We start from the raw sequence: 21099 nt of genomic DNA on the forward strand, positions 1-21099 counted from the left end.
ATCTTAAAAGGAGGTTTTATGCAAGAATTTAAAATTAACTCAGCATCCGTTGCTCATATGGCAACTCAGGTTAGAGTAAAACAATTAGCAACAAGAGATTCACAATATAAAGTACTAGCCTCTATAGTTGAAACATGGGAAAAAAATCAAGCTGATAAAAGTGGTGAAGCAAATTACAAAGAAATTATAAAAGATTTAAAAGAATATTCTACACTTAGTAAATCAATAAATGATTATTTTCACGAGCAAAAAATACCTGCAACAGATTTAGGCTATCCTATTAAATTTAATAAAACTGATTTACAGCTTAAAATGGCTTATAAATATGCAAAGCAACAAGATGATAATTTAATAGCACAAATAAAGAATGGTCACTTTTATAATAATCAATATTGTTATGTAGATTCAACTAAGTTACCTGTTTTACAAGCTGATAATAGCGATTCATATTATGGTAATGAAAATTCTTCTGTTAGCTCAGTATTACTTGCAAGTATTAATGCTTCGCTTGGTAACAAAGATATTAACATGCCTGGAGCGGCAACATTTTTTCCTTTCTATAATTCTAAATATACTACATTACCTAAAACATTTACAAAAGATTACGATTCCTCTAATGAAAATGGCATGATGCTTTTTGGTGATTACCAATTTGGTGGACATCGTTATCTTAAATATCAGTTTATATTTGGTCCTGAAGATTGCTCTAGTAGCGTAGGCAAAGCAACCGGTTTAGCTACTGAACAAATCAAAACTATAACTACAAGAGAAATGAGAGAAAATTATTCTCAATATGGTTATGAATTAGTTACAGAATTAAAGAGTATAGATGAACAGCAACTGAAATTAATTCAACCAGGTGATATTTATCTTCGTGGAACGCATACAGCAATTATTGCCACTCTACCAGATAATGAATCTAATATTACTACATTACAATTTGCAAGAGATATAGAATATGCCACAGAGAAAAAAATCTCAGGTGGTGGATTATACAATTACAATTTAAGTGAACAACTTAAAGGACATTCTTCTAACCCTATTTATATCTTACGTGCAGAAAATTCTAAACCATTAGACGAAGAAGTTTCCTCGCTAGATTTCTTAAATAAAATAGATAACGCATATACAGACTTATACCCGAACGGTCCCGATGGAGACGTAGTAGGTGATTGTTCAATATTTTTTGAAGATCTTGGGTAAATGAAGAATCAGTAGACGAAGTTTATTTTGGAAAGAGGAATCAGTTTTGATATTTTTAACTAGCTGCGTATAACAGACCTTGTTGCACGACTCCAATGTCATTCCCGCTTAAGGCTTGCTTGCGTAGATCGAAAAACGCCCTCGGTGTCATCAACTATGTTTTAAATTAAAAAGAAGAGATTTTAATTTAGCATTAGCGATGACAATAATTTTACGCATTAAAGCGGTAAGAGCGACCATTTTCTTTTTACCATTGTTAATGAGTCGCTCATAAAAGAGTCTTAAACCAGAAGTCTTGCTATTACGGGCTGACATAGCAGCAAGGAATAGTATAGGCTTGACTCCTGCTCTACCATGTCCTACCTTTCTATATCCTTGATATTTACCACTATCATTAGCTTTTGGAGCAAGCCCTGCAAGAGAAGCAATCTGCCGTCTTGTTAACTTCCCTAACTCCGGTAATAATATTAATAACTCAAAAGCAACTATATTACCAATGCCATTTATCTCTTTCAATATCTCATGCTTTGCTTTTAACAGCTGATCTGATGATATAATCACTTCTACCTGATTAGTAATCTCTGTAATTTGATTACTTAAAACATCTATCATATTTATACAGCTATTTTTAACAAACTTATCTGTATTTGCTTGTTGTAATCTATTCTTTTCGGCAACTAACATTTGCTTTAAATCATTCCGTCTTTGTACTAACCGAAATAATTGTATATTTTGTTTTGATTCAGGCTTAAATACTTCAAGCTTATCTGCTCGCTCCTTACCATATAATCCTAATGCTTTAGCATCTAACTTATCTGTTTTTGCACTATTACCATATGATCTGATAAAATTCTTTACCTTTCTTGCATCTGCTCTATGTACTACATAACCTCTTTCACATAAGCTATACAATAACTCTAGTTCATATCCGCCTGTTGTTTCAACTACAGTTAGAGAGTTTGCTAAAATATCCTTATTATCATTAATAAATTCAAATATACCGGAACTTGTATTCTCATATTCTTTTGTATCTTTTATGCCCTCTATTCCTACTACAAAATTATATTTTCCTATATCAATTCCTATATGTTTGTGATATTTTATCATATGTACCTCGAGATTTTATATTGTTTAGGATTGTAATCGGGCGTGCTTATCGCATCCCTTCCAACTATTCAAACTTCTCGAGAGTCGGGCTATAGTACCTTGATGACTCCGGTCGTATAAAACCTACTATACCGTGACGGTCGCTTATGCCCGCTTAATACCCTATATCATTATATAGGGTATTAACACTCTCTTATAAATGTTTATATTACATTTATAACTTATATTATATCACTTTCTTTTCTTACAATGCCGTGGCTTGCTAACTAGATCCAGAAAATAATAAATAATACTAATAAAATTAGTGTTTTTTATTATTTATAGAAATAACATTTGAAAATATAGCCTTTAAAAATTGGGGTGTTCTACTTTCATTAATAGCTTTTTGGTGGTATTTTCGTTATTATATAATTATCGTGTGGTTTTGAATAATTATCCTCATTAGTAATTTGGAAATTACCATTTTGTTTAATTAGCTCTACTACTTCCTCAAAATAATTTTCAATATCAGAAGTAAAGATCAAGCTACCTTTATTTTTCAGCTTAGTCTGTAGAATCGTTAAGCGTTCTTTATTCAAAATACGTTTCTTTTTCTGCCTATTTTTTATCCAAGGATCAGGAAATAAAATATAAATCCTGTCTAAGCTATTATTTGGTAAATCATGTAATATAAAATCTAAATTATTGGGAAATAATAAAAAGTTTGTAATGTTTTGCTCTTCTGCAAGTTTTAAAACATTTGCAACGCCGTTTAGATATACCTCCACACCGATAAAAAGTTTATCCGGATTCATCTTAGCTTGATTGATGAAATGCTCACCCATACCGAAGCCAATCTCTAAAAATATACTCGTTGAACTTGAAAAATTGGCTACGTCCTCTTTGTAAGTCCTAAGATGCTCACGTATTTTTATACGCTCCGCTCCTCGGCTTACAGACTCCTTGCTCTTTTCCAAGTTGAACTTCGTATAATTACTTTTAATTTTACAGGAGTTATAATTTTTACCAATAAGCTTTTCTTTTGAAAATAAATATTTCGGTAGTTCGTTATCTAATAAATTTTGTTGTATTCCTGACAGGCTCTTCCCGATGCGTCTTGCATATGAGCGATTTAGCTGAATTAAAGATATTTCTATTACTCTATTATGAGATTGCAAATCTTGATGGATATTATCAATAACATAACCATGATCTAAAAAGATTTGGCTAACTTGATCTGCTTGTTTATATCCTATTTCTAATATAATTTTACCATTTTGCTTTAGAAATTTTTTAGCATTCTCTGCTATGATTTTATAGCTCAGCAAGCCGTCTTCTTCGGCAAATAAAGCAATAGATGGCTCATAATTTATTGTCTCAATTGCCATTTCAGGCTTTTCATTTATAGATATATATGGCGGGTTACTAACTATAAGATCAAATTTTTGTTTTCCAATATTCTCAAACCAATTGCTATGAATAATTTGCAAACGATCCGTTACATCATGCTTTATGGCATTACTTTTTGCAACCTCTATCGCATCAATACTTATATCAGTTGCGGTTATTTGACTATTCGGTAGTTCGAGTAATAGACTGATAGAGATGCAACCGCTACCCGTGCCGAGCTCTAGGATGTTACTACTTTTAATGTTATTCCGTGGCTTGACCACGGAATCCAGTTGCTTTTTGTCTGGATTCCCGCCGTTGCTGGAATGACATAGAGAGTGCTGGGAATGATATTGAAGTACAACATCTATCAAAATTTCCGTATCGTTTCTTGGAATTAATACGTGTTTATTAACGATAAACTCACGTGAGTAGAATTCTTTTGTCCCTAAAATATAGGCTATCGGTTCGTGCTTTAGTCTTCTTTCTAATACTTTTTCAACAGCTTCTATTTCTAGCTGGTTTAGTTGTTTTTCAGGATTAGCAAGCAGATATTCATAAGGTTTATTTATAGCATGCTGCAATAAAATTCGTGCTTCTAATTTTGGATTATTAATCCCAATGTGTTGTAATTTATAAGCTCCTTCGTTAAGAAACTTTTGTATAGAATATTGCATTGTTATATTACTAACTTAATGCCTAAAGCTTGGCAACTTGCTATCAAGCTTTTATCTAGTGTTAGAATATCAGCTTCTAAACGTAATGCTAGCTCAAGATAGCAAGCATCATAAGAGGTTAAGTTGTGTTCAGTAGCTAGTCTAGCTATTGTATATAAAGATTCTGGAGTAGAACAAAACTTATCAACATTAATAGGTAATAAGTTTAACGATTTGATATAATCATCATAATCATTCTTATTAATTCTCTTCCTTTTTAAGGAGTTTATAAAAACATTATGGCATTCCAAATAAAATATAGATGGTACATATAACGTATATATATTTTCTGTTATTTGATCATAAATTTTATTATTTTTTTGAGCTGATTCATCAGGTAAAATTGATGACATAATAAAAGAGCAATCTACAACTAAATTCATTTTCTACCTAAATTTTTCATCTCTAAAATCTCATCCACACTGCCTAACGGTGCACGTTTTTTAAGTTCTGCAAATTCTTGAAATATATTGGCATATTTTTTCTTATAATATTTATCTATAGGAATTATAACAGCCACTTTTCTCCCTCTGTTTGTTATGCATAATTCTTCACCTGCTTCAACATCTTTAATTAGTTCAGGAAGATGAGTTTTTGTTTTGAACATTCCAATTGTTTTCATAAATAATCTCCATACCAGTTTATTAAACTAGTATAATACTTTTATAAAGTAAAAACAGTATAAATTATTTAATAACCCCCTCCATGTCCTTTGGTAGTTCACAAGAAAATTCCATAACTTCATTACTGGTTGGATGGGTAAAGCTTAAATACCAAGAATGCAGGGCTTGGCGTTTAAAATCTAATAATTTTGCCTTTAGTTCAGGCGGAGCATGGTTAATTTTTCGGTCGTTATTACCATATATTTGATCACCAACCACCGAGTGCTTTAAATGGCTTAGCTGCACTCTAATCTGATGAGTTCTGCCGGTAGCAAGCTTACATTCTACCATACTAATACTACCTCCATAAAATAGTTCTAGAGTTTTGTAGTAGGTCACGGCCTCTTTCCCGCCATATTTTAATATTGTCATTTTTTGCCGATCGCTTCGACTGCGACCTATATTATTCTTAATAGTTCCCTCTAGCGGATTAATTACGCCCCAAACTAAAGCCTTATATTTCCGTACGACCTGCCTTTGTTCAATCTGATTGGCAAGCAACATATGTGCTTTATTATTTTTAGCAACCACCATCAAGCCCGTTGTGTCCTTATCTAAACGATGCACTATGCCAGGTCTTTCTGATGAGCCGATATCAGATAAATTTCTTGTGTGGTGGAGTAGGGCATTAACAAGCGTATCGTCATGGTGCCCTGCTCCTGGGTGGACAGTCATACCGGCAGCTTTGTTGATAACTATTAAATCTTCATCTTCATAAACTATATCAAGTTTTATATCAGCTGCCTCGATTGTTAGCTCTTCTGGTTCTTTGAAAGAAAATAATATAATATCATTCTCCTTGACCAAAATATCAGAATCGAGAATAATCACATTGTTAATTTGTACACAAGAACTTTTAATTGCTTTTTGAATCTGATTGCGTGAGACATTTTCAAGAAGTTGAGATAAAGCTTTATCAAGCCTTAAGCCGCTTAGTTCAGTAGGTACAGAGTATTCTAACATATTTTATTTATTTAATGAATAATACATTTAAATGGCTAAATGCAATTGGGGTTGAATATTATTGCTCAGAGCATCCGCCAAAATTAAAAGTAAGCGATAATACCAAATTGGCTGAAAAGCCACAAGCAAAACCTACGCCTCAAAAAGAAAACGGGTTTAATATGAACGATAAAACACATGATAATATAAGCCTTGCAAGATCACTTGCCGATAAAGCCGATAATATAGCAGAACTAAAAGAATCTCTACTAAATTTTAATGGCTGTGACCTTAAGAAGCTTGCTACTAACACTGTATTTGGTGACGGTAATCCGGCAGCTAAAATTATGTTAATAGGTGAAGCTCCTGGCAGTAATGAGGATTTAAAAGGTATACCCTTTTGCGGTGAAAGTGGTAATTTACTTGATAATATGCTGCGTGCAATTGGGATTTCACGAAAAGATAATGCTTATATTACCAATACAGTGTTTTGGCGTCCACCTGCCAATAGGCAGCCAACTTTAGAGGAAGTTGATGTTTGTAGACCTTTTGTTGAGAAACATATTGCTTTAGTTAACCCAAAACTCATTATTTTAGTTGGTAGCACTGCTGCAACTAGTCTACTTGGAAAAAATGCCGGTATTACTAAAATTAGACAAGAATATTATTTTTACACCAATAAATATCTAGCCGCTCCTATCCAGACTACGGCAATGTTCCACCCTGCCTATTTACTCCGCCAACCTAGCCAAAAACGCACCTCTTGGTATGATTTGCTGAAGATCAAAGATTATCTTGAAAGTAAGAATTTGGTAACTGGTTAATTTTAGTTGCTTTATACTAATTGGTATGTATATTCAACTTTTGATTACAGATGTGTCATCTAGTTGCTTTACCACGGGAGGTATTATTGCGAGGATCGAAAAACGCCCTCGGTGTCATCAACTATGTTTTAAATTAAAAAGAAGAGATTTTAATTTAGCATTAGCGATGACAATAATTTTACGCATTAAAGCGGTAAGAGCGACCATTTTCTTTTTACCATTGTTAATGAGTCGCTCATAAAAGAGTCTTAAACCAGAAGTCTTGCTATTACGGGCTGACATAGCAGCAAGGAATAGTATAGCTTGACTCCTGCTCTACCATGTCCTACCTTTCTATATCCTTGATATTTACCACTATCATTAGCTTTTGGAGCAAGCCCTGCAAGAGAAGCAATCTGCCGTCTTGTTAACTTCCCTAACTCCGGTAATAATATTAATAACTCAAAAGCAACTATATTACCAATGCCATTTATCTCTTTCAATATCTCATGCTTTGCTTTTAACAGCTGATCTGATGATATAATCACTTCTACCTGATTAGTAATCTCTGTAATTTGATTACTTAAAACATCTATCATATTTATACAGCTATTTTTAACAAACTTATCTGTATTTGCTTGTTGTAATCTATTCTTTTCGGCAACTAACATTTGCTTTAAATCATTCCGTCTTTGTACTAACCGAAATAATTGTATATTTTGTTTTGATTCAGGCTTAAATACTTCAAGCTTATCTGCTCGCTCCTTACCATATAATCCTAATGCTTTAGCATCTAACTTATCTGTTTTTGCACTATTACCATATGATCTGATAAAATTCTTTACCTTTCTTGCATCTGCTCTATGTACTACATAACCTCTTTCACATAAGCTATACAATAACTCTAGTTCATATCCGCCTGTTGTTTCAACTACAGTTAGAGAGTTTGCTAAAATATCCTTATTATCATTAATAAATTCAAATATACCGAAACTTGTATTCTCATATTCTTTTGTATCTTTTATGCCCTCTATTCCTACTACAAAATTATATTTTCCTATATCAATTCCTATATGTTTGTGATATTTTATCATATGTACCTCGAGATTTTATATTGTTTAGGATTGTAATCGGGCGTGCTTATCGCATCCCTTCCAACTATTCAAACTTCTCGAGAGTCGGGCTATAGTACCTTGATGACTCCGGTCGTATAAAACCTACTATACCGTGACGGTCGCTTACGCCCGCTTAATACCCTATATCATTATATAGGGTATTAACACTCTCTTATAAATGTTTATATTACATTTATAACTTATATTATATCACTTTCTTTTCTTACAATGCCGTGGCTTGCTAACTAGATCCAGAAAATAATAAATAATACTAATTTTATTAGTATTTTTAACTGGCTCTAGTTCATAAATCACGGGATGACAGGGGAAAATGATCCACGCGGGCAATGCTTTCCCGTGTAGGCGGGAATGACATTGAATAAAAACTGCCCGGTACTAAATACGTGAGGATCAAAAATGAGAAGCGACGACGCCAATTTTTCAAATAAAACAAGTATATACTGCTTGTATTTCAAGAATTGAATTTTATTTTAACAAGCGAGTAAGCGGAGCGTACAAATAGTACGTGAGCATTATGAGACCTGACAAAATGAAAGAGCAATTCTTGAAAGATAAGTAGTATTACCCGCCGAACTGTTCTTTAATAATACGATCTTCTAAAGTATGATTCTTATTAAAGAGCAATTTGATAGACTTATCGTTAGTCGATTTAATAGTAACTGATTTTATATTACTAAATTCCTGAAAATCGGCAGTGGCATTTACTGGTCTTTTATTTGTATTAAGTATTTCAAATTTAATGGAAGCTGAAGACGGCAATAATGCCCCATGCCATCTACGTGGTCTGAATGAGCATATAGGGGGTTAGGCATAGCATATTCGACTCTAGAGGGAGAATATGACCACCGGCAGATAAATTATAGGCACTGCTACCTGCTGGTGTTGCAACTAAAGCTCCATCTGCTACTAGCTCGCTCATTCGCTCTACGCCGTTTACTTCAATTCTAAATTTAGCTGCTTGATTAGTTTTACGGAATATTGATACTTCATTAATCGCAAGAGCTTTATGTATTTGACCATCTACGTCTTCAGCCTGCATTAAAAGAGGATTAAGAGTAGATGCGGTGCTTTCTTGAATATTTTGTAGTATATTTTTAATATCCAAAGGATTCATCAGAAAGCCGAGACTGCCTAAATTAACACCATAAAAAGGTATGTTTAAATGCATATAACGATGTATGTTATGCAATAACTCCCCATCCCCGCCAGCTACCATGATTACGTCCGCATCTTCCACGTCACAATAAGTATAAAGTTTTTTTATTTCCTCTATACTACTTGAAGATTTAGAATTTTCGTTATAAACTAATGCTATTTTATTCATATTCATTGTGAATTTCTTTTTTAAAGATAGACGCTTAAGCAATAATAAGTTATAAGATATATACCTTTAATACTTCAAGATTTGGCAAGCCAAATTTCGGGATTCGTCTGTGCTCACGTAGTTTATCTACGTTCCGCAGACTCACCGCTTATTTGACTTACCAAATCTTGAAGTATTTGCGGTATGCAATAATAAATATAGAAATTAATATGTCGTCATTCAATATCAAAAATCATAAAAATGATTTACTATTTATACCTCTTGGTGGTTCTAACGAAATAGGTATGAATTTTAATCTGTATCATTATAAAGGTAAATGGCTAATTATTGATTGTGGTAGCGGTTTTGCTGATGATTATTTACCAGGCGTTGATATGATGATTGCAGATAGCAGTTTCATTGAAAAACATAAAAAAGATATAGTCGGAATGATTATAACTCATGCTCATGAAGATCATTTGGGCGGAGTACAATATCTATGGAATAGTCTTAAATGTCCTATTTATACTACTACTTTCACAGCAAATTTTTTAAAAATTCGTTTAAGCGAATATGATTTTGCTAAAAATATTAAAATTCATGAAGTAAAACCAGGAGGTAAAATAGATTTATCTCCTTTTTCGCTGGAAATGGTACCATTAACCCACTCAGCACCTGAGATGCAAGCAATTATGATCCGCACGGAAGCCGGTAATATTTTACATACTGGCGACTGGAAATTTGATAACGATCCGGTGCTAGGCAAAAAAGCTGATGAAGAGCTTTTAAAATCTTATGGGGACGAGGGAGTACTTGCGTTAGTTTGCGATTCTACCAACGTCTTTAATAAAGGAATATCCGGTTCTGAGGGTGATGTTAGAAAAAGTTTAATAGATATTATAGCTGGCTGCCCGCAAATGGTAGTAGTTTCAACTTTTGCTTCTAATCTAGCCCGCCTTGATACCATAATTCATGCTGCTCAACTTGCAGGTAGAAAAGTAGCCCTAACTGGTAGAAGCTTGCACCGCATTAAGCTTGCTGCCGAAGAGAGCGGATATTTTAAAGATATTGCACCTTTAATTAGTGAACGTGATGTTAGTAGATTCAGAAGAGAAGAGCTATTAATAATTGCTACCGGCTGCCAAGGTGAGCCGCTAGCTGCTACTGCAAAACTAGCCTCTAACTCTCACCAGTCAATAAAGCTTGCTCCTAAAGACACCATGATCTTTTCTTCAAAAATTATACCTGGTAATGAAAAGAAAATATTTAGGCTGTTTAATATATTCGTTAAAAGTGGTGTGGAAGTTATTACCGAACGAGACCATTTCGTTCATGTATCAGGTCACCCTTCTGTTGATGAGCTACAAAAAATGTATTCTTTAATTAGACCAAATATTTGTATACCTGTACATGGTGAGCCAGTACATATTCATGAGCATGTTAAACTTGCTAAGAAAAATGGCATAAAACAAGCAGTGGAAGTTGAGAATGGCAGCGTGGTGCTACTTGAACCTAATAATGCTAAAGTGATTGCAAAAGTTGAAAGCGGTTATTTAGCTGTTGATGGTAACTATTTACTCCCTGTAGAATCACCTATTTTTAAAGCTAGAAGACGTATGCGTGAGTCTGGTATAGTAATAGCCTCGATTGTGATTGATCAAAAAGGCTTGCTTGCCGCAAAGCCGATATTATCTATGCCAGGTTTACTTGACGCAAATGAAGATATGCAATTGATTAATATAATTAAAAATGACATCGCAGAGCTTATTAAAACGCAGCAGAGCCAAGCTAAAAAAGCTTTATCTAAGGAACAGATAGAAGAAAAAATAAAATCTACGATACGAAAAACTCTCAAACAAGAAATTAATAAATCCCCTGCGATAATAGTTAATATCGAAAAAGCTATAGAGTAGTTTTTTCTTTCTTATTCCATGTGAGCCAAAAAACGTTATTGCAAGGAACTGTAGGCGTTGTTACATAGATCACTTATGTCATTCCTAGCTAAAAGCGGAAATCCAAGTTTTTTATTGTCATCCCGTGGCGTATTGTTGCATAGATTGAAAAATGTCTTATATGTCATTCCTGCGAAAGCAGGAATCCAGAAAAAAAGCATAAATACAGCAAATTTTTAAAATTAAAAGCGTAGGTTATCTCGCTTTATACTAGATTCCTGCTTTCGCAGGAATGACATCGGAATCACGCAACAATGCCATCACGGGAGTGGTTGTTGCATGGATACCAAGTTGTCTGAGCTATACGACTGCAAGGAGCGTGGCAATCCAGAAAAAATAATAAAAAATGCTATAAATTAGCATTTTTTAACTAAATTACTTTGTAATTTCCTTGCAATGACGTTTTCTCCTCTTTCTAAAACCTTAACTATTCCTTAATTATTTGACAATTCTTAAAGCTTAATGTATAATGTTTTTTCTTTATAAATAAAAACCTAATATTTTAACTATTATTTAATAAGGTTTTTATTGTAAATAATTTTACAAGGGAAAATTTATGTTAGATCTCAAGTCATTAAATACAATTTTATTTAGCAATAAAGAATCAGAATTAAAAATAGCAATAAAAAAGATAAGTGATCAATTTGAACCGGAAAAAGCTAAAAATATTTTAGCATATGCTAAAACATATAATTCTAATTTACTTACAGAAGTTGACAAATTATCTAAAATAGTAAGCGATGAAGAAATTATAAATCAATTCTATAATTCAGAAACAATTAGTCCCTTTTTTGGTTTTTCAAGCTTTAAACATTTGGAAGAAGCAAAAAAATCTATTTCACAAGTTCAAATTAATACAGTTAAGAAAAACTATTCTAAGTTAGAAATAAAAAATAAAGAATTAGCAAACGCTAAAAAAAGCAGTAATTCTTCTGTAGCACAAAAATTAGAGCAGGAAATAGGAAAACTTCAAGCTTCTCTAAATAATTCACCCTCACAAACCGCTCTAAAAATATTACAGCACGATATAGCTAAAGAGCAATATGTTAAATCATTTAAATTAAGCAAATTAGTAGCTGATTATATCGAGGAAAATAATACATTTCATGTTGGTTTAAAAGATCATTTAATACATAAACATGCATATGATATAATAATTTGTTTAGGAGGAGAAGTAACTCAAAACCAAGATATTATAGCTAAGTTACAAAATTTTCTAAGCGATAAAGGTTTTTTAAGGGCTACCAAACCATTACATGATGCATTTTCAGATTTTTATCTACCTAAAAATAAACAAAATATTACTTTAAAAAAATGGCAAGAGCTAATTAGTAAACATGGTTTTGATGCAATGAAATTGTTTGCTATTGCTGATCGGATTGAGGCAAAAAAAGCCCAGAATACCGAAATGCAATATATAGCACCAGAAAATTTACAAGATGCAATATTTATTCAAACTCAATTAACCTACGCAAAAGCTAATGAATATTCTGAATTAGCTGAATTGGCACTTAAATACAAATTATCTGAAGAAAGTTTTAATCGATGCTTAGAAATAGAAAAACAAAAAAAGAATTTTGACAACTTGCCGAATATTACAATTCATGGAAAAGATTTAGATTGCAAACTTGAAAGTGGCACATCATTAAATGGGTATCATCTAGTTAAATTACCTATAAATGATCCGCGAGCTTATATTTTAGGTGATATTGTTAAAGATTGTCAATCTATTGGAGGAAATAGTGAAAGATGTGTTATCGATGGGATTACTAGAGAAAATAATGGCTTTTATGTTTTACTAAAAAATAAAAACTCAGCTAAACAAAATGCAGAAATATTTACTTCAGACGGAAAAATTGATTATCAAAATTTTGATATGGTTGGCTAAGTAATTCAGGCAACCTTGTCTTAGATTCATGGGAAAATTTACGTAACGAAGATGAAGCAACGAAAGCATTAAATGATGATGAGACTATCATACCTATATTACAAGAATTCGCAAAACAAGTTTGTAATACTACAAATATTGATAGAGTTGTTGTAGGTCTTGGCGGAAAAACTCCTAAAAAATTTAAAGAGTTAGAAATTAAATTTCCTGAAATTATACTAGAAGGGTTTAGTTACGGCGATGCTAAAGAGCAAGCCTTAATATGGCAAAAACCTGAGTTAACAGAGTTAGAAAATAAAATTAATGGTTATATAACAAAAACAGAATATAAGTTTGAATTAAATAGAATTGATAGAGCTAAAGCCTTATTAGATTTAATAGAAAATGAACCAAATTTTAGTGATTTTCTTAATAACAGTAATCACAATTTATTAAAATTATTAAATCTCTCAGCTGTTAGTACGGATCTAAAAAACTTTAATTACGAATATTTCAAAGAATTTTCCAATTTAAATCTTAATATAATAAAACGACTTGTAGACGACAATCGGGCTTTAGAAGGATATTCAAAAAAGTTTTTTACTTTAGAAAAATTAAAAGACTTACCCTTAGATAAAATAAAGATTTTAACGCAGAGACATAAGTTCAATAGCTATGAACAAAATATTTTCAATTTTGATGATCTTAAAGATTTAAATATAGAAGAGATAAAATTATTAACTTCATCCACCTCAATAGAGGGTTATGAAAATAAATATTTTACTTTTAATGATTTTAAAGGTTTAAATACAAAGAAAATAAAGGCTCTTAGAGGTGAGGAAGCTGTAAATGGTTATTCTAAGGAATATTTCATATTTGATGAACTTAAAAATTTAGATACAGATTTAATAAAAATGCTTGTAAGTGATGAGGCTAGATCTGGATATCTCGATAAATATTTTACGTTTGATGATCTAAAAAATTTAGATATAGATTTAATAAAAGTACTAACGGATAGAAATAATTTTATCAACAAAGGATATGAGAAACAACTTTTTACGTTTAATGATCTTAAAATTTTAAATATAGATACATTAAAGATTCTTACAAGTTCCAATATTTTAGAGGGATATGAAAAACAACTTTTTACATTTAATGACCTTAAAGTTTTAAGTTCGGATAAGTTAAAAATAGCAACTTCACCAAATATAATTGATTGTTATCAACTTAATTATTTTAAATTTAAAGATTTTGTCGAATTAGACGTAGAAAAAATGCAAGCTATTTATGATAATATACGTGGATGTCAGAGAGTCCTTAGCGAAGAACATTGTACATTTAATGATCTTAAAAATGTAGATCCAAATAAAATAAAAGCTTTAACGGAAAGTATTGTAATCCTAGGTTATAAAAGCAAATATTTCACATTTAACGGTCTTAAAGATATAAGTTTAGAAAAAATACAAACCTTAACAAGTAAAGAAGCTCTGATTAAATATGGAAGTAAGGATTTAAAATTCGAAGATTTTAAAGCAAGTTTAGAAATAGCTGATGATCATAAAACGGAAATGTCTGAAGTTTCTTCTTTTACTGATTTGGTTATTAATAATCATGAAGAGAATGTAGATATAATTGGAAGAGATCTATAGTTTATTGTTCAATGTCATTGCGAGGAGATGCAAGCATTGTTGCGTGGATCGAAAAATGTGTTCGGTGTCATCCCGTGGCTTGACCACGGGATCCAGAAAAGCAACTTTTAATACTAATAATTTTAGTATTTTAAGCTAGATCCCGCAATCAAGTTGCGGGATGACAGAGGAAAAACTGATCCATGCAACAAAGCCGGAGATGCATAGCAGAGGGCGGAGGCAATCTTATCAAACATCCTGAGATTGCACACGTACAAAACTTACAGTTTCTCCTCGCAATGACAATTCTTAATCCACGCCACTGCGGAGTGGCAACTAACCCACTATCTTATTGCTACCCATAACATTATAACCGCAATCTACATAATGAATTTCGCCTGTAACTCCGGATGCAAGTTGGCTAAATAAATATACAGCAGCTCCTGCCACGTCTTGCTGAAGAGTATTGCGTTTTAGCGGAGCAGTTGCCGCATGAGATCTAAGCATGCTATTAAAATCACCAATAACGCTACCTGAAAGAGTCTTAATAGGACCTGCTGAAATAGCATTCACACGGATATTATTTTCACCCATATCATTTGCTAAATATCTAACACTTGCCTCTAATGCAGCTTTTGCTACACCCATAACGTTGTAATTTGGTATAACTTTCTCAGCACCGTAATAGCTTAAGGTTACTATACTACCGCCATCATTCATTAACTTTTCAGCTTCTCTTGCAAGCTCAACTAAAGAGTAGCATGATATATGCAAACTATTATTGAAATTGCCAAGGCTAGTATCTATATAACGTCCTTTAAGTTCGTTTCTATCGGAAAAAGCCATGCCGTGAAGTAAGAAGTCAAAAGTTCCCCATTTTTCTTTTACTTCAGCAAATAAATTAGTAATTGATTCTGGATTTGTAACATCAAGCTCGCTAACAAAATTGCAGCCAACTTCTTCAGCAAGAGGTTTAACTCTTTTTTCTAAAATTTCTGATTGATAAGTAAAGCAAAGTTCAGCACCATGTTTGCGTGCGAGCTGTGCTATCGCCCATGATATAGACATATTATTTGCAATACCGGTAATTATACCTCTTTTCCCCTGTAATAATCCTGTAGTCATTAAACACGCTCCTAAATAAATATAAAATGAGATGGCATTGCTTGCGTAGATTGAAAATCCCACACCGTCATTTCGTGGCTTGAGAACTAGATCCAGAAAAACAATAAAAAATACTAATAATATTAGTATTTTTTAGCTGGACCCCGTGGTCAAGCCACGGGGTGACAGAGGGAAATGATCCATACCAGCAATGCCAAAATATAACTTGCCTGGATGATAGCATGATGTATTATTTTGTAAATAAAATAATTTTGATAAAAAAATGTATAAACCGAAGATTAGCTGTTTATTATTAGGTCTATTAAGCGGCTTGGTTTTTGCTCCGACTTTTCTATTACCTGCATTATTAACCTTATCTTATCTTTGCTGTTTGGTACAAAAATCTAAAGATTGGCAAGAGGCAGCAAAGCTTGGATATATATTCGGTTTTGGGCATTTTTTAAGTGGCATATATTGGATTAGCATCGGTGTTAGCGTTTATATATCAGATTTCTGGTGGGCTATTCCTTTCGCATTATTTGGCTTACCTATAATTTTAGCTTTTTTCGTATCTGCAAGTTGTGTATTTAGTTTTTTTGTTAGAAATAACAAATATTATCATTTTATATTTTGCTTATATTGGGTGTTATTTGAGTGGGTAAGATCGTGGATATTTACCGGTCTTCCTTGGAATTTAATAGGTTATGCTTTTTCATTCTCGGATATTTTAATCCAATCTTTAAATATAATTGGAATATATGGGCTTAGTTTTATAGTAATCTATATTTCCACTTCTTTTTATCCATTTTTTACCAAACAGTTTGATCAGTTAAAAGTTTTATTACTGACTTCAAGCATCACCTTAGCCGTGATAATTACTTATGGCAGTGTAAGGCTACATAATCATCCTACAAATTTTACTGATATAAAAGTCCGTTTAGTGCAACCATCAATCCCTCAAACCGAGAAATGGAGTGAGGAAGAATTTTGGCATAATTTAATGCTGCATATTAATTTATCAGAGAACTCACAGCCTATAGATTTAGTTATTTGGTCGGAAGCTGCTTTAGTAGTACCTTATGATATACCTGTAGTTAAATCAGAGTTGTTAGGGCTACTAAATTCGGTAGATGCTACTTTGATTACAGGTGGGATATCCGATAATAAAAAACGGGGAGAGGATTTTGAACTTTATACTGCTATGTATGCTCTTGAAAAGAACGGCAATAAATTATTTGAATATCATAAATCTCATCTAGTGCCTTTTGGTGAATATATGCCATTTAAAAAAATACTACCTTTTAAAAAGCTAACTCATGGTTTTGTTGATTATACTGAAGGAAATGGCGGACTTGTATATCTTGACAAATACAACCTAAAAATAAAACCTTTGATTTGCTACGAATCTATTTTCCCTGACTTTGTCCGAACGAATAATGAAACAGCCGATGTAATAATTAACGTTACAAATGATGCATGGTATGGAAAGTCTAGCGGACCATATCAACATTTTCATATTAGCAGAAGTAGAGCTGTAGAAAATGGTCTACCGATGGTTAGAGTAGCAAATAATGGTATTTCTGCAATAATAGACCCTCTTGGTAGGGTAATAAAAAAATTAGATTTAAACGAAATAAATTATATTGATGGTTTAATTCCTAAAAAACTAGATTCTCCCACAATTTTTTCGAAATTTGGAAATATTACTATTCTGCTAATCGTATTTTTTATATTTTTAGTTAACTATTTATTAGATAAAAAGCTTATTAACTCAAGGGATTAGTTTAATTGTATTAAATTTTAATAAAGTTGCTTGATTAAATACGTGCTATGTGTATAATGTATATTTAAAGTTGAATATACTTTGCAATAACCAATTTTTAATATTAAGCCTATTATTAATTATGAATACAATAAAACACATAGATAAAATCGCAAGTGAACGCTTAAAGCAACGTCGTATTGCAATAGGTCTTAGTCAAAAAGAACTCGGCGAAACTTTAGACATTAGTGCTATTCAAATAAAAAAATATGAAGAGGGAATAAGTACTATACCAGTAAGTAGATTATATGTTTTAGCAAAAATTTTAAATACGCCGTTAAAGCATTTTTTCAACACTTCTATTTCTGAAGAAGAAAGGTTAAATACTGACGATAATATTTTTGATAATGAAATTGAATATTTATCTAACGAAATAGATGAGCATCTTTTAAATAATGTGGCTGAAGAAGACGAAGATTATGAATATAACATTCCTTTTAGTAGAGAAGACTTAACTAGAACTTTAGAGAGAGAAATTTTATCATTAACTAGAGCGTTTACTAAAATACAGAATCCAGATGTTAGAAAAATAATCATTGAGCTTGTTAGATCACTCGCTATTTGCGTATAAGTATTTTCCTGTTACTCTGCATTGCTTATTGCGAGGAAGCGTTGTGGCATGAATCAATTCTATCCTGTGATGGCGTTGTTTCGTGGATGCCAAGCTGTCATTGCGAATGAGCGAAGCGAATGTGGCAATCTAGGAAAAATAATAAAAAATGCTATAAGTTAGCATTTTTTAGCTGGATCCCGTGAATAAATCACGGGATGACAGACGGAAAAAATGATCCACTAGGGCAATGCCGTCACGGCATAACAAGTGTTAAACTGGACCATACAACAACATTAATTTTTCCTTGTAATAAGGGAAAAACAAACCACACAGGCAATAAATCTTTATCTGTAATCTATATTATGCTAAAATGCTGTCTTTAATACTTTAAATAAAAAGGCAGCTATTAGTGTCAAAATTTTCCTTTAATATCAATCATCAATATAAAAAAGCAAGAAGCGGGATTATTACTACTGCTCACGGCAATATTCGTACGCCTGCTTTTATGCCGGTCGGAACAAGAGGAACTGTTAAAGCAATGCTGCCTGAATCGGTAGCCGAAACAGGGGCTGATATTCTGCTTGGTAACACCTACCACTTAATGCTACAACCAAGTGCCGAGCGTATTGCTAAGCTTGGTGGTTTGCATAAATTTATGAATTGGGGTAAGCCAATACTAACCGATTCTGGTGGTTTTCAAGTAATGTCTTTATCAAAATTACGCAAGATAACGGAAGAGGGGGTAAGTTTTAACTCGCATATTAATGGTGATAAATATTTGCTGACGCCTGAACGTTCTACCGAAATACAACATCTACTCGGCAGCACTATTACCATGGCTTTTGACGAATGTACGCCTTACCCTGCAACGTTTGAAGAAGCAAAAACCTCTATGCAGCTCACAACTAGATGGGCACATAGATCAAGAGAAGCGTTTGTTAAGCGAGATGGTTATGCACAGTTTGGTATTATTCAAGGTAGCACTTACGAAGAGTTACGTGAGCAATCGGCTAAAGATTTAATAGAGCTAGATTTTGAAGGATATGCTATAGGCGGTCTTGCAGTTGGGGAGGGGCAAGAACTTATGTTTAAAGTTCTTGCCCCTGATTTCCTACCGCAAAATAAACCTAGATATTTGATGGGGGTAGGAAAGCCTGCTGATATTATCGGAGCAGTCAGCAGAGGGGTAGATATGTTTGACTGCGTAATCCCGACTCGGTCAGGTCGTAATGGTCAGGCTTTTACAAAATACGGCACGGTAAATATCCGCAATAGTAAATATGCTGAAGATAACGATCCTTTGGAAGCTGATTGCCTTTGCCCTGCTTGTCAAAATTATAGCAAAGCCTATTTACATCACTTGGTGAGAATAGGCGAAATACTTGGAGCGATGCTAATGACTTGGCACAATCTTACATATTTCCAAAACCTTATGAGCCGTATTAGAGAGTATATTGCCTTAGGTAAAGATTTTGATTTTACTACTTGATGAACTTCAAAAATTGGCTACGTTGTCTTTTGCTGATAATCCTCACGTACTACATATACGCTGCGGTTATCAGCTGCAAGACGCCTTGCTCTTTTTGAAGTTGATCTTCGTAGTACTTATTTTATTTATATATATTAGCATCATGAAAAAATCCATAAAATCAAATAAATATTCTAATGCTGAAAAAGAAACTTTATATTTATTAAAAAGCCCTAAAAATGCTAAGAGATTAAAGCGAGCAATTAATGATTTTGAAGCAAATAAAAACTTTAAAACGACTTCTTTACAAAAACTCAAATGAAAAAAATTTTAGGAATTGAATCAAGTTGTGATGATACTAGTGTTTCTATAATAACTGAAGATAGGGAAATCTTATCGAATATAGTCATATCACAAAATACAGAACATGCAGATTATAAGGGAGTAGTGCCGGAAATAGCCGCACGTTCTCATTTAGCTAATCTCGAAAAAGCTATGAAGCAGGCTTTACTTGAGAGCAATACTAGCTTAGATGAAATTACGGCAATAGCTGCAACTTCAGGACCTGGTTTAATTGGCGGCGTTATAGTTGGCTCAATGTTTGCAAAGTCTCTTTCTAGCGTTTTAAATAAGCCTTTTATTGCAGTAAATCATTTAGAAGGACACGCATTAACTGCAAGATTAACCGATAACATCCCATATCCATATTTGCTTTTGCTAGCTTCCGGTGGGCATTGTCAATTTGTTGCAGTACTTGGGCTTGGAAAATACAAAATTCTTGGTAGTACTATAGACGATGCAGTAGGTGAGGCTTTTGATAAAGTGGCTAAGATGCTTGACTTGCCTTTCCCAGGTGGTCCTAAAATCGAAAAAAGGGCAAAGCTGGGCGATCCTTATAAATATAAATTCCCAAAACCAATTATTAATAGTGGTGATTGTAATATGTCTTTTTCAGGGCTTAAAACAGCAGTGCGTACTCTAATAATGAGTTTACAAGAGATTAACGATACTATAATTAACGATATAGCAGCAAGTTTTCAGTTTACGATAGGGGAAATTTTAAGCAGCAAAATACTAGAAGCTATTAAAGTTTATGAACAAATAACAAATGATTTTAATAGAAATATAGTAATAGCCGGCGGGGTGGCTGCTAATAAATATTTGCAAGAATTGTTAAGTAATTGTACCAAAATACATGGCTATCAGCTTATTTACCCGCCCACAACGCTATGTACCGATAATGCTGCGATGATTGCTTATGCCGGGCTTGAGCGTTATAATAATGGGTTATTTACGCCTTTAAATTTCTGTCCTAAAGCTAGATGGAGCTTAGAAGAAATATAATTATACCTTTGATACTTCAACATTTGGTAAACCATAGAAATTGGTAATAGCTATGGGATGACAAGAACCGAAAACGCTTTCGGTGTCATCCCGTGGCTTGGGAACTAGATCCAGAAAATAA

General features: G+C 33.0%; 17 protein-coding genes and 4 pseudogenes. 11 read left to right on the forward strand and 10 right to left on the reverse strand.

All coding sequences use genetic code 11. The annotated features are described in order from the left end of the window. Nucleotides 1–18: 18 nt before the first annotated feature. On the forward strand, nucleotides 19–1203 hold the full coding sequence (locus RBE_RS06450; protein WP_011477897.1) for an RP439 family protein: 1185 nt from the start codon (nucleotides 19–21) through the stop codon (nucleotides 1201–1203). 150 nt (nucleotides 1204–1353) lie between these two features. Here RBE_RS06450 and RBE_RS06455 read toward each other — a convergent pair whose 3' ends face one another. From RBE_RS06455 to RBE_RS06475, 5 genes and pseudogenes are all read right to left on the reverse strand, one after another. After that, nucleotides 1354–2310 (reverse strand): IS110 family transposase, encoded by a 957-nt coding sequence (locus RBE_RS06455; RefSeq protein WP_011476926.1) that lies wholly within the window; start codon nucleotides 2308–2310, stop codon nucleotides 1354–1356. 301 nt (nucleotides 2311–2611) lie between these two features. Further along, nucleotides 2612–4355: pseudogene (gene trmB / locus RBE_RS06460) on the reverse strand (bifunctional peptide chain release factor N(5)-glutamine methyltransferase PrmC/tRNA (guanosine(46)-N7)-methyltransferase TrmB). A gap of 2 nt (nucleotides 4356–4357) precedes the next feature. After that, nucleotides 4358–4777 (reverse strand): type II toxin-antitoxin system VapC family toxin, encoded by a 420-nt coding sequence (locus tag RBE_RS06465; protein WP_011477899.1) that lies wholly within the window; start codon nucleotides 4775–4777, stop codon nucleotides 4358–4360. Further along, nucleotides 4774–5016 (reverse strand): type II toxin-antitoxin system Phd/YefM family antitoxin, encoded by a 243-nt coding sequence (locus RBE_RS06470; RefSeq protein WP_011477900.1) that lies wholly within the window; start codon nucleotides 5014–5016, stop codon nucleotides 4774–4776. Before RBE_RS06470 ends, RBE_RS06465 begins: the two co-directional genes overlap by 4 nt. Nucleotides 5017–5080: 64 nt before the next feature. Further along, on the reverse strand, nucleotides 5081–6019 hold the full coding sequence (locus tag RBE_RS06475; protein ID WP_011477901.1) for an RluA family pseudouridine synthase: 939 nt from the start codon (nucleotides 6017–6019) through the stop codon (nucleotides 5081–5083). A 14-nt stretch (nucleotides 6020–6033) separates the two neighbouring features. Between RBE_RS06475 and RBE_RS06480 the strand changes: the two genes are divergently transcribed. Further along, complete coding sequence (locus tag RBE_RS06480; protein WP_011477902.1) at nucleotides 6034–6822, forward strand: uracil-DNA glycosylase; 789 nt, start codon at nucleotides 6034–6036, stop codon at nucleotides 6820–6822. A gap of 117 nt (nucleotides 6823–6939) precedes the next feature. Here the strand turns inward: RBE_RS06480 and RBE_RS09335 are convergent, their stop codons facing one another. From RBE_RS09335 to RBE_RS09650, 4 genes and pseudogenes are all read right to left on the reverse strand, one after another. Beyond that, nucleotides 6940–7104 (reverse strand): hypothetical protein, encoded by a 165-nt coding sequence (locus RBE_RS09335; protein ID WP_011476965.1) that lies wholly within the window; start codon nucleotides 7102–7104, stop codon nucleotides 6940–6942. Beyond that, complete coding sequence (locus RBE_RS06485; RefSeq protein WP_011476964.1) at nucleotides 7071–7895, reverse strand: IS110 family transposase; 825 nt, start codon at nucleotides 7893–7895, stop codon at nucleotides 7071–7073. The genes RBE_RS09335 and RBE_RS06485 overlap by 34 nt, the downstream gene beginning before the upstream one ends. A gap of 603 nt (nucleotides 7896–8498) precedes the next feature. After that, nucleotides 8499–9267, reverse strand: a pseudogene (locus tag RBE_RS06490) (NAD kinase). 46 nt (nucleotides 9268–9313) lie between these two features. After that, nucleotides 9314–9453, reverse strand: a pseudogene (locus RBE_RS09650) (palindromic element RPE5 domain-containing protein); the annotation flags it as partial. A 17-nt stretch (nucleotides 9454–9470) separates the two neighbouring features. On the opposite strand from RBE_RS09650, the gene RBE_RS06495 reads away from it, so the two are divergent. The 4 genes and pseudogenes from RBE_RS06495 to RBE_RS09715 all read left to right on the forward strand — a co-directional run. After that, on the forward strand, nucleotides 9471–11153 hold the full coding sequence (locus RBE_RS06495; protein ID WP_011477905.1) for a ribonuclease J: 1683 nt from the start codon (nucleotides 9471–9473) through the stop codon (nucleotides 11151–11153). 595 nt (nucleotides 11154–11748) lie between these two features. Beyond that, entirely contained in the window at nucleotides 11749–13080 is a 1332-nt protein-coding gene (locus RBE_RS09340; RefSeq protein WP_011477906.1) for a hypothetical protein, read from the forward strand. An 893-nt stretch (nucleotides 13081–13973) separates the two neighbouring features. Continuing rightward, nucleotides 13974–14708, forward strand: coding sequence for a hypothetical protein (locus RBE_RS09345; RefSeq protein ID WP_011477907.1), 735 nt, complete (start codon nucleotides 13974–13976; stop codon nucleotides 14706–14708). A gap of 27 nt (nucleotides 14709–14735) precedes the next feature. Beyond that, nucleotides 14736–14910 (forward strand): annotated as a pseudogene (locus RBE_RS09715) (MFS transporter); the annotation flags it as partial. Nucleotides 14911–15023: 113 nt separating this feature from the next. Here RBE_RS09715 and fabI read toward each other — a convergent pair. Then, nucleotides 15024–15812 carry an enoyl-ACP reductase FabI gene (fabI, locus tag RBE_RS06510; RefSeq protein WP_011477908.1) on the reverse strand — a complete coding sequence of 263 codons (789 nt, stop codon included), beginning with the start codon at nucleotides 15810–15812 and terminating at the stop codon, nucleotides 15024–15026. A gap of 262 nt (nucleotides 15813–16074) precedes the next feature. Here fabI and lnt point away from each other — a divergent pair, with 262 nt between their 5' ends. From lnt to tsaD, 5 genes are all read left to right on the forward strand, one after another. Continuing rightward, nucleotides 16075–17574 (forward strand): apolipoprotein N-acyltransferase, encoded by a 1500-nt coding sequence (gene lnt, locus RBE_RS06515; RefSeq protein WP_011477909.1) that lies wholly within the window; start codon nucleotides 16075–16077, stop codon nucleotides 17572–17574. A gap of 121 nt (nucleotides 17575–17695) precedes the next feature. Beyond that, entirely contained in the window at nucleotides 17696–18184 is a 489-nt protein-coding gene (locus RBE_RS06520) for a helix-turn-helix domain-containing protein (RefSeq protein WP_228368738.1), read from the forward strand. Nucleotides 18185–18575: 391 nt separating this feature from the next. After that, the gene (tgt, locus tag RBE_RS06525; protein WP_011477911.1) at nucleotides 18576–19655 is read left to right on the forward strand and encodes a tRNA guanosine(34) transglycosylase Tgt; all 1080 of its coding nucleotides are present in this window, start codon (nucleotides 18576–18578) and stop codon (nucleotides 19653–19655) included. A gap of 142 nt (nucleotides 19656–19797) precedes the next feature. Then, entirely contained in the window at nucleotides 19798–19956 is a 159-nt protein-coding gene (locus RBE_RS08955; RefSeq protein WP_187145740.1) for a hypothetical protein, read from the forward strand. Next, entirely contained in the window at nucleotides 19953–20978 is a 1026-nt protein-coding gene (tsaD, locus tag RBE_RS06535) for a tRNA (adenosine(37)-N6)-threonylcarbamoyltransferase complex transferase subunit TsaD (protein ID WP_011477913.1), read from the forward strand. Before RBE_RS08955 ends, tsaD begins: the two co-directional genes overlap by 4 nt. The last annotated feature ends 121 nt before the right edge of the window (nucleotides 20979–21099 follow it).

Source organism: Rickettsia bellii RML369-C, from assembly GCF_000012385.1.
Lineage (GTDB): Bacteria > Pseudomonadota > Alphaproteobacteria > Rickettsiales > Rickettsiaceae > Rickettsia > Rickettsia bellii.